This window comes from Fibrella arboris, from assembly GCF_041321095.1.
Taxonomy (GTDB): domain Bacteria; phylum Bacteroidota; class Bacteroidia; order Cytophagales; family Spirosomataceae; genus Fibrella; species Fibrella arboris.
The window spans coordinates 180,217-195,148 of sequence record NZ_JBGGWE010000008.1; the positions used below are offsets into that span (position 1 = coordinate 180,217).

Here is a 14,932-nt window from a genome sequence, read left to right on the forward strand (position 1 = left end):
GCTGATAGTTTTGCTCATGTTCCTCTACTCACTATGCGTTGTAAAGCAAGCCTCACGGTGTTGTTGCTCTCCGGCATGCCACTTGCCAACCTTGTAACGGGCCTGTCTGTTTCTGCCTGCAAATCGGTCGTAGCGCCGACACAGTCTATCCGCATTGCGGAAGCGAAAATTGATTCAGTAGCCGAGCGCATGTTGCTCTATCAGCGAATCAATGGAGGCTGGCCCCAACCCGGTGGCAATGCGATCAATTATAATCGGGAGCTGACGGCAGATCAGAAAAAGAAGCTGCTTGCCGATAAAGACAAACTCGACACCACGATTGATGATAAGGCAACTACCCGTGAAATCAATTACCTGGTGGAGGCTTTTGGCAAAACGCGGAACGACGCTTATCTAACCGCTGCCCAACAGGGAATCGTGTACCTGCTGGCGGCGCAAAATGCGAAAGGCGGCTGGGGGCAGTTCTTTCCCGATTCCAGCTCGTACCGTAAGCAGATCACGTACAACGACAACGCGATGATCGATGTAATGTGGGTCATGAAGCGCACTGCCGCCAAGGCAGGCGCTTTTGGGCAGCTTGATCGGTCGCTGGTGCCTAAAGCGCAACAGGCCGTTGAGCGAGGTGTCGAATGCATCCTGAACACGCAGTATATCCAGAACGGAAAACGTACCGCCTGGTGTGCGCAACATGACCGCGTAACCCTTCAGCCAACCAATGCACGTGCTTTTGAACTGGCATCGCTGAGTGGCAGCGAAAGTGTGGGCATCATTGAATTCCTGATGCAACTCGATAAGCCGTCTGATCGGGTAAAAGAAGCTATTCAGTCGGGAGTGGCCTGGCTCGATTCAGTGAAGTTACTGGGTATCAATACGAAAACGATTGCCGATCCGAAGCAGAAATCGGGCAAAGATGTGGTCGTGGTGCAGGATCCTAACAGTGTTAAGTGGGCACGCTTCTATGAACTTGGCACAAACAGACCGTTTTTCTGCGGACGCGACGGCGTAAAGCGGTTTAGCCTTGATCAGATCGAGAATGAGCGTCGGGTAGGTTACGGCTGGTATGGCACCTGGCCCGCTAAACTCATCGCCAGCGACTACCCCGCCTGGCAGGCCAAGTGGGTGAGATAAGCACAGACCACTATGAAAATCAATCGACTCTTGCATACGCTGGCTAGCTGGCGCTGGCTGCTTCTGTTTCCAGGTACGTTGCTCGCTCAGAAACAGCGTGTCACAGTGGCCCGGGATGGAAGCGGCGATTACACGACGGTGCAGGCTGCCCTGAGCGCGGTGCCCGTCAACAATAGCCAGCGCATCCTGATCCTGATAAAGAAGGGTACCTACAAAGAAAAATTGAAGCTCGATTCCACCCAGCATCTGGTGACGCTCATTGGCGAAGACAAGGCAACAACCATACTGACCTATGATGATTTTTCCGGAAAATCGATGCCCGACGGCACAAAGCTCCGCACGTCGACGTCGGGCTCGTTTTATATTTTTGGCAATGACTTCCGGGCCGAAAACCTCACATTCGAGAACACTGCCGGGCGAGTGGGACAGGCTGTAGCCGCGTTTGTTACCGCCGACCGGGCCGTGTTTATCAATTGTCGTTTTCTTGGTAACCAGGACACGCTCTATACGGGTATGCCCGGCCAATATGGACGGCAGTACTACAAAGACTGCTACATCGAAGGCACCGTCGACTTCATCTTTGGGTCGGCTACGGCCGTGTTCGACCGCTGCACCATTTTCAGTAAGCAGGGGTCGTACATCACCGCCGCATCAACCCCGGAAGGCAAGCCGTTCGGGTACGTTTTCCTGAACTGTACGCTCACCAGCGATATGCCCACGGCCAGTACGTACCTGGGCCGACCCTGGCGCGACTTCGCCAAAACAGCCTTTATTAATTGCCGGATGGGTAGCCACATACGCCCCGAAGGCTGGCATAACTGGGACAAACCGAACGCTGAAAAGACGACGCTTTATGCCGAATATCAGTCGTCGGGACCGGGGGCGGCGGCCGACCAGCGTGTGGCCTGGTCGAAGCAACTGTCAGCTGAGGAAGCGAAGGGGTACAACCCGACGCACATCCTGGCGGGTAACGATGGCTGGAAACCGTCTTTAACAGTAACCCGGGTTCGCTTTTGATCCACTGATTTCGTCGACACTATGCGGTACTTACCCCTTTTTGTATGTTTTTTCGCCATTCCTATAAACTACTCCTTGCCGTTTGTGCGCTGACCCTGCTGGCCTTCACGCGCCTGCCGGGGCATATCACCGTTTATTTGATCGGTGATTCAACGATGTCGATCAAGCAGGTGAGAGCCTATCCGGAAACAGGCTGGGGCATGCCATTCGTCCATTTTTTCGACGAAAGCGTCACGGTCGATAACCGGGCGATGAACGGTCGGAGCACCCGGTCATTTATTGACGAGAATCGCTGGCAACCCGTTGCTGATCAGCTACAGGAGGGCGATTACGTCTTTATCCAGTTTGGCCACAACGACGAAGTGAAGACCAAAAAAACCTACACTACGGAGGCTGACTTTCGAGCCAACCTGATCCGATTTGTTACCGAGAGCAGGGCCAAAAAAGGCATTCCGGTGCTGCTCACGCCCGTTGGCCGCCGCCAGTTCAACGACGCCGGGCAGATCCAGGAAACGCACGCCGTGTATTCAGACATTGTGCGGGCGGTGGCCAGTGAGTATAAAGTCCCGTTTATTGACCTGGATAAACAAAGCCAGACGCTCTACCAATCTTTCGGCATGGAACAATCCAAGCTCCTGTTTTTGCAGACAGCGCCCGGCGAACACCCAAACTACCCGGAGGGCAAAATCGATAACACCCACTTTAATGAGCTCGGTGCGCGGCGGATCGCTGAGTTAGTACTGGCCAACATTAAAACGTTGAAGTTGGAGCTGGCCGATCGGATAGTGAAAAAAGAGATCAATAAGTGAAAAGAGCCATACCATGTATCTGTTTCTGGAGCGTCTGGCTGTGTCTGACCAACGCGCTGGCACAGCAGGTTGACGGCATCACGGGGAAGCGCGACACATCGTTTACGACCTGGGGGGCTTACCAGAAACTGAAAGCCAGGTACCCTGAAGCGCGCCTTGTAGAACCCGTATTGCCCCAGGGCGTAACGGTCAAAACGAATGTGGTCTACTGCCGGCAAAACGGGCGCGATTTGCATCTGGATGCTTTTTACCCCACGAAATCACCCGGTCGGCAACGGCGACCAGCCGTGCTGGTGATTCATGGTGGTGGCTGGCGGTCGGGCGACCGGTCGCAGCATATACCCCTGGCACAACGACTGGCGGCGGCTGGGTACGTTGCCGTTACAGTCGAATACCGCCTGTCGACGGAAGCATACTACCCGGCAGCGGTGCATGATCTGAAGGCCGCTACTCGCTGGCTCCGCGCCAATGCCGATGCCTACGGCATTGATACAGCCCGAATTGCCGCACTTGGCTTCTCGGCGGGTGGGCAACTGGCTGCGCTGATCGGTGCCACGGGGAATCTGCCTGCATTGGAAGGGACAGGCTGTCAGGCCGGTTATTCCAGTGCCGTGCAGGCGGTTGTCGACATTGATGGCGTACTGGCATTTGATCATCCCGAATCGGGGGAGGGCGACGATAGTAAATCGACCTCAGCGGCTACCTACTGGTTTGGTGCGCCGAAAGCCAGGGCGATACCTCTGTGGCATGAAGCTTCAGCCCTAACGTATGCTGACCGACAAACGGCTCCCATACTGTTTTTGAATAGCTCGGTAGAGCGAATGCACGCCGGTCGCGACGAGTTGCGCAGTCGGTTACGGGCGCGGAGCATTTACACAGAGGAGCATACCTTTCCAGATTCACCCCATATTTTCTGCCTCCTGCATCCGTGGTTTGAGCCGACTCTGGCCTACACACTGCAATTTCTACAGAAGACTTTACCGACTAAACACTGAGTTGCTGGCCAATTCAGGTAGTCAGAACCACCCCTTATTCTCCGGTAACTAATGATCCGTACAACCCACCTTATTCCTGGCCTGCTGCTGATTTGTCAGCTAACCTTCGCGCAAACAGCGTCAAAACTACCCTGGTCGCAGCGGATGCTGGCAACAATCATGGCCAACAACCGTGACTCGCTCGCTTATGTGAAGGAAGGCAAAGATGCTCGCTGGGAATACGAAATGGGCGTGATTTTGCAGGCCACGGAGCAGGTATGGTACCGCACCGCCGACGATCGCTATTTCCAGTACATCCAGAAGAACATGGATCGGTACGTTACCGATAATGGCGACATACGTACCTACAAAAAAAGCAACTTCAACATCGATTACATCACGCCGGGCCGCTCGTTATTATTGCTGGCTCAGCAGACGTTGCCGGGGAAAGAAAAATACAAAAAGGCGGCGGACCTGCTCAGGCAGCAACTCGCTGAACATCCACGTACCAAAGAGGGTGGATTCTGGCACAAGAAGATTTACCCGAACCAGATGTGGCTCGACGGTCTGTATATGGCTGAGCCCTTCTACGCCGAATACACGAAGCTGTATGGACCGGCCTCCGGCACGGCTGACCGTGATGTCAACGACATCGTGAATCAGTTCGTCTGGATGGAGGCTCATGCCCGCGACCCGAAAACGGGGCTGCTCTATCATGGCTGGGACGAGAGTCGGGAGCAAAAATGGGCGAATAAAGAAACGGGACAGTCGCCGAATTTCTGGAGCCGGGCAATGGGCTGGTATGTCATGGCGCTGGTGGATGTGCTGGATTATATTCCGCAGAGCCATCCCCGCCGGACTGAGCTGATCGCGATTCTTCAACGCACTATGCCTGCCATTGTGACGTTTCAGGAGCCCGCTTCAGGGTGCTGGTATCAGGTAACCAACCGCCTTGGTGATACCGGAAATTACCTTGAAGCGTCGGGTACGGGTATGTTTGTGTACGCCATCGCGAAGGGTGTTCGAATGGGCTACCTGCCCGTTTCCATGATGACTGCCGCCCGAAAAGGCTACGCTGGTATGCTGAAAAACTTTATTTCGACTGATGCCCAGGGAATGATTCACCTCGAAAAAACGGTGCTGGTCAGCGGTCTGGGAGGAACGCCCTACCGCGATGGCAGCTACGACTATTACCTCAGTGAAAAGATTCGTCAGGATGACCTGAAAGGCGTTGGTCCGTTTATTATGGCCAGTGTGGAAATGGAAATAGCCGGTGAAAACAGCGTAGGCAAAGGCAAAACGGTGGCCGTCGACAACTATTTCAACCACGAATTCAGAAAGGCCGAAACGGGTGGTCAGGAGCCGTTTCACTACCTCTGGGACGACCGGATGCACTCAGGTTTTTACTGGTGGGGCACCGAATTCCGTAACCTGGGCGCTAAAACAGTTACGATCTCGGGGCCACCGACCGCCGCCAGCCTCAAAGGGGTCGATGTGTACATCATCGTTGACCCCGACACGCCAAAAGAAACGGCTAAACCAAACTATGTGTCGGCGACCGACAGCAAAGCCATTGCCGACTGGGTCAAAGCCGGTGGTACGCTGGTGCTTATGGCCAATGATACATCGAATTGCGAACACCGCTATTTCGGTCAGCTGGCCGCCCAATTTGGCATTCAGTTCTTACCGACAAACGTGAATATGGTGCAGGGAACCAAGTGGGAGCAGGGGCTCGTCACCATTCCACCAGGTACGTCGGTGTTTCCCGAAACCCGGTCGGTCTATATCAAGGAATTGTCGCCTATTGGCGTTTCCGGCCCAGCCAGAGCCCTGGTGACCAACGGAAGCAACATAATTATGGCAACGGCCAACGTCGGGAAAGGAACCGTTTTTGCCGTGGGTGATCCCTGGCTTTATAACGAATACGTCGATGGCCGCCGCATTCCGGGTCAATACGAAAATTTCAAAGCCGCTAAGGAATTGGCAAGTTGGTTAGTAGGGAAGAAGTAAATAGTGGTCACGGCAACTCCGTGACCTTAATATTCTTTTGCTCAATACGCGACAGTTCGGGGAGCTGTCTGGCTTCGTAGCGTTTGTCATACGTACCGACCGACGTGGTGTCTTTCTCATCGCCCTTGTAGTTGATGTAGTCCTGAAAGCGGATGCCGCCGACGGTTTGCGGGTTGATGGCTTTGCGGAAACGGGGACCACCTTCGCTGTAGGCCAGAAAGTCCATCGTGTGGGTTTTCTGATTGAACCAGTAATAGAAGGTATCGCCGTGGTCTTTGCCGCCACCTTCGGCTTTGAAACGTACCTGAACCTTAACATACACCTGCCCGTCGATCGTGCTTTCACCAACAGACTGAGCCAGTACGGCCGGGTCGCGCAGTTTGAACGGCAGCAGCACGAAGTAGGCGACCGAATTCACCGCCCGGCTATACTTCCCGATCTGCGCTGTGTCGAGGGGCTGAGGCTTGTTGTTCAGCAATCGGGTAAATGACTCGCTCGTCAGCACCTCTTTGACCAACGTGCCTGACGAATCGGTGTGGGTACGTTCGTACCGGAACTGGCCGCCCCGTTGTTCAAGGGCCAGATGAAACTGCCGAAAATCAAATTCGATGCGTTTGTTCTGCCAGGCCTCGCCGCCATGCGCCTCGATGGCTGCATCAATGATGGTCTGGGCGTTTTTTGAGGGGGTACAAGCGTGGATAGCGAGTAGCGTCAGCGTCGCGAAAAACAAGCTACGAGTAGGGAAGATAGGCATAGGGCGTGTTGGTGAACGGCGGCGTTCCAGGTGTTACTGAACCGGGCAAGTCTTATTTTAGCCGACTGTCGAAGCGAAAGGGCTCAACGGCTTTGATCTCGATAAACGCGAAATCGGGGTGTTGTGGATTCAGCAGGTAGTTGTATTCAGCGGGCACAATGGCCGATGGCACCCGTAAAATGGCCGATTGGCGCGCTACCAGCCAGGCATCGCCCTGCTGCTGACAATAGCTGTACTGCTCGTAATCATCCCAGTTGGGCGGCAACGTACCCAGCTCGATGGCTTGAATCGGGAGCGTGTCGGGTACGTTGATGCAGATCGTTCGAAAGTCGGCCTGCAGACCTCGGCCTGTTCTGTGCACCACGTTTTCCAGGCAGGCCAGCGCCCGTGAGGAAGCGGTGTAAATCACGAATCGGTCGGCGGAGTTCCAGCGGGCAGCGCGGCCCGAGGCAACCAGGCTGTTGGCCCACTTGGCCAGCGTGATGCGGTATACTTCCATTCGGTTCAGGCCAGCGCACCAAATTCGATCCGTGTCAGTTCATCGTCGATCAGGTCAATGCCGCCTGAGGTTTGCATCAGATCAAATGGGCGTTGGTTGGCCAGCCCGTAAGCAGGTGCGTCGAGCCAGCTTCTGAATTCGGCTATACTGCCAAAAATGGCTTCACCGTGTTGGAAGAGCGCCAGCATCTTCAGCGCCAGTTCGCCCGTCGTAGGGCTCAGTTTGCGCTTGGTCTCCTTATAACGCAACATCGTTTTCAACGACGTATCAAAAAGGGGAGCAATCTCTTCCCGCTTATAGCCCGACAACTCGGCCAGATCGAAAAACAGCAGGGCATCGACCCCCCGGCGCGACGACAAAACGATCGAGATTTTGTCCCGAATGAGCGGTTCATAACGCCCGAAAACTGATTTACGCATTGCCTTACTAGTCATTGTGTTATAGCCACAACATGAAAGTAGGGAAGTTTGTCTCAAAAAAAAAGACAAAAGTAAAGAACCGGTAGGCTGTATCTTTGTGACCTGATCCTAATTGATTACTGTTAAGCGACTATAGCTTTTGTCAGCCACCGTAGATAGTATCCTGAAAGACATTCGTAACAAGCGAATTGCGCCTGTTTACTTAATTCACGGCGACGAGCCGTTCTACCTCGACCGCATTGCCGATGAGCTTGAAAAAGTGGTTGTGCCCGTAGCCGAGCGGGGATTCAATCAGTTCGTACTCTTCGGTAAAGATGCCGACGTAGGCACGGTGTTAAACAACGCCCGCCGGTATCCATTCATGGCCGATCGGCAATTGGTGCTGGTAAAAGAAGCGCAGCAGCTGAACGGTATCAAAGATAAACCGGGGCAGCAACTGCTTGAAAGCTACGCTATGGAACCGCTCAGCAGCACGGTGCTGGCCCTGTTTCACCATGAGCCGCTCGATGAGCGTAAAGCCTGGGTGAAAGCCTTTGCCAGTAAGGGCGTTTTGCTGGGCGTAAAAAAACTGTACGAAAACAAACTCGTCGATTGGGTAGGCGACTACTGCCGGGGCCGGGGCGTGAAGATCAGCCCGAAAGCTTGCCAGATGCTGGTCGAGTCGATTGGGAATGACCTGAAACGGATGGCGGGCGAAGTCGACAAAATATTGCTCAACCTGCGTGTCGACGAAGAGATTTCGGCTACTACCGTTGAGCGGCTGGTCGGTATCAGTAAAGAATACAACGTTTTTGAACTCCAGAAAGCGCTGGCCCAGCGCGACGTACTAAAAGCCAATCGGATCGTCGATTATTTCGGGCATAATGCCAAAGACAATCCGGCTGTCGTCGTGTTGGCCCAGCTATATCAATACTTTAGCCGGGTGCTGCTGGTTCAGGCAAGTAAAGATCAGAGTGAGCGTGGGCTGGCGTCGGTATTGGGCGTGAACCCTTTCTTTGTTAAAGATTACCTTACTGCCGCCCGCGCCTATCCACTCGTGAAGGTCGCCGATATTATTCACGCCATCCGGCGGGCCGATGCACAGGCGAAGGGGATCGACACGCCTGCACTGTCGGAAGGAGACATTCTGAAAGAACTGGTATTTAGCGTGTTACACTAAAGCGCCGGTCCAAACAGCGTTCAGGCCGGCGTAGGTACGTTATAGGGATCAGCTCAATTGCCCAATCTTATCGGCGGTGGGCCTGGGGAAATTGTAGCGGAAAATCGAAGGCAACTCGTAGGTATGATCGATGTTCACTAGCTCAGTGATCAGCCCCGTGTTCAGGCCAAATACCCAGCCATGAACGATAGGCCGCTGTTCGTTACGCCAGGCTAACTGAACAACCGCCGTACGAACGATATTCATCACCTGGGCAACTACGTTCAATTCGACCAGCCTGTTTGTACGACCTTCTTCCGTGTCGATGGCTGTGATTTCCGCCTCGTTAAGGGCATAAACGTCCCGGATGTTCTGCAACCACTTGTTAATCAGCCCAAGATCGTCTTGCGTCATTGCCGCCTTCACCCCCCCGCAACCGTAATGCCCACAAACAATGATGTGCTCAACTTTCAGCACTTCCACCGCATACTGCAAAACGCTTTGCAGGTTCATATCGGTGTGAACGACCATATTGGCGATGTTGCGGTGAACAAAAATCTCACCCGGCTTGGCCCCCGTGATACTTTCGGCCGGGACGCGACTGTCAGCACAGCCAATCCAGAGAAATTTAGGTTGTTGTCCTTCCGCCAGATTGGTAAAGTAGGACTTGTCTAACTCAAGTTGGTCCTGAACCCAGGCCTTATTCTCCAGTAATAGCTTTTCGTAAGCTTGCATGGTCTTTCGCGTAACGCTTTTTTAGAAATATTTCGTGAAGTTCGTACTGGATCCCCTGTATTCTGGCAGTTTCCGTAAAATCGTTCAGCATGTTCACAATATCGTGATCGATGAAGCTCGCCTGCCGACCATCTACATAAACCGTATCACCTGGTTTCAGGCTGTGTAGCGTCTCTTTCAGTTGCGGTTTGCTCAGAAAATAAACGTCTTTCTGAAACTTGATAAGCACGTTGTTCTGATCCCGAACGACCCGGAATGTAGCCTGCGAATTCGTATAGAGCACATACAGCAAGCCGATCACCGTGCCGACCGAAATGCCAATGAGCAGATCCGTGAAGACAATACCAACCACAGTAACAATGAAGGGAACAAACTGATTGAGGCCATCCCTGTAAATATTGACAAACAGCGAAGGTTTGGCCAGCTTGTAGCCTACGACCATCAGCAGCGCTGCCAGGCACGACAACGGAATATGGTTCAGCACAGAACCTGCCAGGGCTACAGCGCCTAACAGAAACAGACCATGAATGATGGTGGATAAGCGCGTTTTGCCTCCACCGAATACGTTGGCAGAGGTGCGTACGACCACCGATGTAATGGGCAAGCCACCGAGCAGGCCGGAGGTTATGTTGCCTACTCCCTGCGCAATCAGTTCCTGATTGGTCGATGAGGTACGTCGGAGCGGATCGAGCCGGTCGGAAGCTTCCAGGTTCAGCAACGTCTCGAGGCTGGCCACAAGGGCTATTGTGGCGGCAACGGTGTACACGGCCGGATTGGCCAGGACACTGAAGTCAGGATAGTCGAAAATAGCGGATAGGTGCTGGCCGGCTTTCATGATGGGGACCCTCACCATGTGTTCATTGTTATCGCCCAGGTACCAGTCGGGGTAATACAGTGAATAAAGCTGATTGAGGATTACGCCCAGAAAAACGACCGTTAGTGCGGCGGGTAAATTTTTGAAAAACTTGACGCCCTTTCCGGCACTGCGTTCCCAGAAAATCAACACCAGAATAGACAGGAAGCTGATCAGAACCGCACCGGGGCTGGCGGTGACAAAGGCCCGATAAATCTCGGAAATGGTGTTCTCGCCATCGGCCAGTTGAGTAAACTCGAATTCGCCCTCATAGTCGTTGTCGCGGCCTAATGCGTGGGGGATCTGCTTCAGAATGATCACGATACCGATACCGACGAGCATGCCTTTGATGACACTATCTGGAAACAGGCTGCTGAACCGCCCCGCTTTAAGCAGACCAAGGACTAGCTGAAAAACGCCCGCCAGCATGACCGCGACTAAAAATGCCTCGAACGTACCCAGCTTCACGATGGAGTCTGCCACGATGACCGCCAGGCCAGCCGCAGGGCCACTTACACTCAATTCGGAGCCAGATAACGTACCCACGATCAAGCCGCCAATTATACCGGCGACCAGGCCGGAGAAAAGTGGTGCGCCCGAAGCCAGTGCTATACCCAAACAGAGAGGAAGGGCGACCAGAAAAACGGATATTCCGGCGGGCAGGTCATGCTGAAGGCCGGCAAGCCTATACGACTTCAGCGTTTTAAACGGGTTGACCTGTTGCATGGGTTTGGTATTGAATGAATGTGAACGGCTTGGGCGGCGAATGTACCGGCAAATTAATCGAAGTTGCCGCAATATTAAAACAACATTAAAACTAAAGGTTCCCAGGAATCTTTCGAGCGCCCCAACTAGCCGCGTTGCGCCAGTCGATAGGTTGGGTACGGCTTCGGCAACGTACCCAGCCCGTTCAGGAATCGGCAGGGGAGAAAGTCATATACTCCGGGTTAACCGGCCACCGAAGGCTTACAGGCAGAGTGAGTGCCAGGCTGAAAGGTTACACACGGTCGTTTACTACCCTAGGGGCGTTGGTACAGCAGCGAAGCAGCCCTGATAGGACCGTCGGCGGCTTGCAGGAGCTTGGCTTTCAGGCGGGGGTTAAACGTGGGGTGCTCCGCCAGAAACGTGCGCACAACAGCTACTGCTTCGGGCGTCTGGTAGCTGCCCAGCGTTGACCGCAGCCAGGATTCAGGGAAGAATATATCGCCGGTTCGCTGTATCTCTTCCAGCAGGTCGAGGCTGGGTTTAAGGTATTTGGCAGCTGTTTCTGCTCTGAGTGGATGATGCAGGTACCCAAGCGCGGCGGTCACATAGGCTTCGCGTTCACGGTTAGCTACGTTAGCGAGGGATGCGAAAAACGCGTCCCGCTCCTGCACCGTACCCGACAGGGCTGGCAGCATGAACTGTAGCCGCTTCCGGCGGTCGGGGTTTTTTATTCGACTTAACTGTTGCTGCAGAAGAGTCTGATCGGGGTAGTCGCGCACAGCCAGGGCTAAAGCAAGCGCTGTGTAATCATCTTCCGTGAGGGTTACGCCAGCGGGGGCCTGCTGGTTTTTCCAGATACGGTATAGGCGTTGTTGCGCATCGGTGGAAAGGGCAATTCGCTGATAGCTTTGAAACAATAGTTTCTTTTTTCCGGCCAGTGGCTCCTGCTGCAGCCTGTTCCAGAGCGTATCTTCCAGTGTCCTGGCCAGGGCCGAGCGCTGCGCCGGGCGGGTAAAACGCCAGAAAATATCAGTCAACTGGTTGGTTAAGAGGCGTAAATTCAGCTCTTCAGGTTCGTGTGCCAGTTGTTGCTGATACAGTGTTGCCAACTGAGCCGGTGTAACAGATGTTCCCGTGAGCATATTCTCATAGAGCGAAATATAGGCGGACGCCCTCGTTACCGGATTTTTCAGGGTAGTCAGTTTAGGAAACAGGCGTTCATCCAGCGGAAACAGGCCGTATCCCTGCCCCGATGAATTGAACACGATATATAGCGGCTCGGGTTTGCCGACAGCCTCCTTCAAAGAAACAGTCGGCTGATTCATGTTCACCGTCAGCTCGTCTACATGATCGGCGTATATCAGGGCTACTTCGAATAATTGTGGCCACTGCCGTGCCGATCCATCCTCACCTTGCTGACTAACGGAAAACTGGGTAATGTGCTGATTAGCAGCTTCCAGCTGATAGGTAAACCTGGGGCGCCCTGTTTCATTGACCCATACCCGATTCCATGACAGAAGATCGGCGGGTGTGTGGGCATCCAGAATCCTGATCAGGTCTGGCCACGACGCATTGCCATAAGCGTATTGTCGGAGGTATTCGCGAAGGCCAGTGCGCAGGGAGTCCTTTCCCATCAGGCGTTCAAGCTGCCGCATCATGATCGGTGCTTTGTGGTAAATGATGCCGCCGTATAAGGTGCCGGCCTCCTGCAGATTAGCCAGGGGCTGACCAATCGGATTGGCGCCCTGGGTCCGGTCTACGTCGTAGGCAGCCGGAAAATGGGCCAGCAGAAATTCCAGGTCGTAGTTGCCGTCAGGCACGCTCACCTGGGTGATCTTATCGGCCATGAAGTTGGCAAATACTTCTTTCATCCAGACATCATCGAACCAGCGCATGGTCACCAGATCGCCAAACCACATGTGCGCTGTTTCGTGGGCAATCAGTGTGGCCCGGCCCAGTGTCTGATCGCGGGTGGCGCCATGATCCAGAAACAGGCTGGCGGCCCGGTACTGAATGGCCCCAATATGTTCCATGCCGCCATACTGAAAGTCAGGAATCGCCACGAAATCGAACTTGCTGAACGGGTATTTTATCTGCGTGTAGTCTTCGAGAAATGTGAGCGCGTCGGCGTGGGTGGCGAAAATAGGGTCCAGGCTAAGCCGGATTTTGGTCGAGTCGGTTTCGCGGTGAAAAAAGTGCATCGGCCGGCCGTTGTGCTGCCGGGTAACCGAATGGAAGCGACCGGCTGCGAAGGAGAACAGGTAGGTGCTGATGGGTTCAGAAATGCCAAACCGCCACGTTTGCTGGTCGCCGGATTTACTCGTTTCAAGCAGAGCCGTATTGGTCATCGCCTGCCAGGAGGCCGGGATGGTCAGCGTCACTTGAAAAGATGCTTTCAGGTCAGGCTGGTCGAAACAGGGAAACACAGTGCGCGCCCGGTCGGGTACCAGCAGCGTATACAGAAAATCGTCGTTCCGATTCAGGGAGAGGTTGCCAGCGGTGAATTCAATCATGACCTGATTGACGCCCGCTGTCAACCGGTTGGCCGGAATCAGCACGTGTTCGTTGACAAACTCGATGGGCATGGCAACCCGGTTGACCGTGATCCGTTTCAACTGGGTACGTTGTTCTTTAAAGTCCAGCTGAACAGGCTGGTTATTGGATTTCCAATTGAACAAAATTGTTTCTGTAGCGGCAATTGGCTGGTCTTTCCGGGCCGGAATGGTAAAATGGAGCGCATAGGCCAGCTTGGAGATCGTCTGTTTCCGGTGAACGGCCAGCGCTTTCGATACGCCGGTCTCAACAACTGGCTTGACCGCAACCGGCTGTTTCGATTGGCTGAATCCGTTGCTGGACATAAGTAGCATACTGAGTAGACCGGCCAACAGAGCCAGGGTGTGAATACGATCAAGAATGGACAGCATAGGATTTTGGGCCGGGTGTCGGCGACTGTCAAAAATAAGTAAAACAGCCGGTGAAGCAGCCGGGTAGATTCTGATTCGCGCACGAACCATCAGCGTAAACCAAGACTACCACATCGAGACTATCTGAATACTAACCGGTTGTTGCCATCTGCCAGCACAAGCTCGGTAGAAGTCAACCGCTCAATCTGCCACACTACGCCTGTGGTTAATGGAAAGGCTCCGCAACGCACATAGGCGCAGGATGGATCTGTCGTGGCTGGCCCCAGAAAGTCGATCTGCCGATTCATCTCTTTGAAACGCGATGGCGAGCAACAGCCACCGGGAAGTTTATTTTGCCCATAGCGCAACGTACCTGACGAGGTAAACTCAACCAGTAAAGAACCTTGAGTTGGTAGCCCATTTTGAGCTACCTGCTGCCATGTACGGAACAACAAGCGGGGGGCAATTTGCTCTCGCTGACAATTCGTTAGCAGTAGCAATAGACCTAAGATCACCTTCTTCATCGAGTACTGGTTTGTACGAGGATCGCTATTTATACAAACAGGTTGGAAGGCAACGGGCTTAAAAGGTAGGTCCGCAAGCTGAACCTGTCGCCGTATTTTCTTATTGCGTGACCCCGCCAGGCTCTTGGGTTCAATCGCTTTCCCCCATTTAGTGAACGAATTGGTTATTTCGTATACCGATGCTCTGATAAACATTGCAGAGCAGGCAAGGTTATACTATCAATTAGTTCCACTGAGTTTCTTCTCCGCCCTCGCTGATTGCCAAGCTGTCGGTCTGGCTATCTCGCAACCTACAGCGCCCATGATCCGTGTTGATCTGCAACATAATGACCTGGTACGGGCTCGCTATCGTACTGATTGCCAGGCGCTCGCGGAACGAATAACGGCCCTGCAATTCAGACAGGAGCAACTCTCCCAAAGACTAATGGCTTTGATAGAGGTCAACAAGTCAATCGCTACTCGTT

13 protein-coding genes are annotated in these 14,932 nt (G+C 53.7%); 6 read left to right on the forward strand and 7 right to left on the reverse strand.

Annotated elements, in window-relative coordinates; all coding sequences use genetic code 11:
• Positions 1-33: 33 nt before the first annotated feature.
• The 5 genes from pelA to ACAW75_RS15845 are packed head-to-tail and all read left to right on the forward strand — an operon-like array spanning position 34 to position 5,938.
• Positions 34-1,128: a pectate lyase gene (gene pelA / locus ACAW75_RS15825; RefSeq protein ID WP_370729704.1), complete on the forward strand. Its 1,095-nt coding sequence runs from the start codon at positions 34-36 to the stop codon at positions 1,126-1,128.
• Positions 1,129-1,140: 12 nt separating this feature from the next.
• Positions 1,141-2,145: a pectinesterase family protein gene (locus ACAW75_RS15830; RefSeq protein WP_370729705.1), complete on the forward strand. Its 1,005-nt coding sequence runs from the start codon at positions 1,141-1,143 to the stop codon at positions 2,143-2,145.
• 44 nt (positions 2,146-2,189) lie between these two features.
• On the forward strand, positions 2,190-2,954 hold the full coding sequence (locus tag ACAW75_RS15835; protein WP_370729706.1) for a rhamnogalacturonan acetylesterase: 765 nt from the start codon (positions 2,190-2,192) through the stop codon (positions 2,952-2,954).
• Positions 2,951-3,949 (forward strand): alpha/beta hydrolase fold domain-containing protein, encoded by a 999-nt coding sequence (locus tag ACAW75_RS15840; protein WP_370729707.1) that lies wholly within the window; start codon positions 2,951-2,953, stop codon positions 3,947-3,949. Before ACAW75_RS15835 ends, ACAW75_RS15840 begins: the two co-directional genes overlap by 4 nt.
• A 51-nt stretch (positions 3,950-4,000) precedes the next feature.
• Positions 4,001-5,938 carry a glycoside hydrolase family 88 protein gene (locus ACAW75_RS15845; RefSeq protein WP_370729708.1) on the forward strand — a complete coding sequence of 646 codons (1,938 nt, stop codon included), beginning with the start codon at positions 4,001-4,003 and terminating at the stop codon, positions 5,936-5,938.
• A gap of 7 nt (positions 5,939-5,945) precedes the next feature.
• On the opposite strand, the gene ACAW75_RS15850 is transcribed toward ACAW75_RS15845, so the two are convergent.
• The 3 genes from ACAW75_RS15850 to ACAW75_RS15860 are packed head-to-tail and all read right to left on the reverse strand — an operon-like array spanning position 5,946 to position 7,610.
• A complete protein-coding gene (locus tag ACAW75_RS15850; RefSeq protein WP_370729709.1) occupies positions 5,946-6,692 on the reverse strand; it encodes a DUF6503 family protein in 747 nt (248 codons plus the stop codon).
• Positions 6,693-6,744: 52 nt separating this feature from the next.
• The gene (locus ACAW75_RS15855) at positions 6,745-7,191 is read right to left on the reverse strand and encodes an RES family NAD+ phosphorylase (RefSeq protein WP_370729710.1); all 447 of its coding nucleotides are present in this window, start codon (positions 7,189-7,191) and stop codon (positions 6,745-6,747) included.
• Between the two features lie 5 nt (positions 7,192-7,196).
• On the reverse strand, positions 7,197-7,610 hold the full coding sequence (locus ACAW75_RS15860; RefSeq protein WP_370729711.1) for an Xre family toxin-antitoxin system antitoxin: 414 nt from the start codon (positions 7,608-7,610) through the stop codon (positions 7,197-7,199).
• A gap of 139 nt (positions 7,611-7,749) precedes the next feature.
• Between ACAW75_RS15860 and holA the strand changes: the two genes are divergently transcribed.
• Entirely contained in the window at positions 7,750-8,769 is a 1,020-nt protein-coding gene (gene holA, locus ACAW75_RS15865) for a DNA polymerase III subunit delta (RefSeq protein WP_370729712.1), read from the forward strand.
• Positions 8,770-8,817: 48 nt separating this feature from the next.
• On the opposite strand, the gene ACAW75_RS15870 is transcribed toward holA, so the two are convergent.
• From ACAW75_RS15870 to ACAW75_RS15885, 4 genes are all read right to left on the reverse strand, one after another.
• Positions 8,818-9,483 carry a carbonic anhydrase gene (locus ACAW75_RS15870; RefSeq protein ID WP_370729713.1) on the reverse strand — a complete coding sequence of 222 codons (666 nt, stop codon included), beginning with the start codon at positions 9,481-9,483 and terminating at the stop codon, positions 8,818-8,820.
• Positions 9,449-11,062: a SulP family inorganic anion transporter gene (locus tag ACAW75_RS15875; protein ID WP_370729714.1), complete on the reverse strand. Its 1,614-nt coding sequence runs from the start codon at positions 11,060-11,062 to the stop codon at positions 9,449-9,451. Before ACAW75_RS15875 ends, ACAW75_RS15870 begins: the two co-directional genes overlap by 35 nt.
• Before the next feature lie 293 nt (positions 11,063-11,355).
• Complete coding sequence (locus tag ACAW75_RS15880; protein WP_370729715.1) at positions 11,356-13,965, reverse strand: M1 family metallopeptidase; 2,610 nt, start codon at positions 13,963-13,965, stop codon at positions 11,356-11,358.
• A gap of 119 nt (positions 13,966-14,084) precedes the next feature.
• A complete protein-coding gene (locus tag ACAW75_RS15885) occupies positions 14,085-14,468 on the reverse strand; it encodes a hypothetical protein (RefSeq protein WP_370729716.1) in 384 nt (127 codons plus the stop codon).
• Positions 14,469-14,932: the final 464 nt, after the last annotated feature.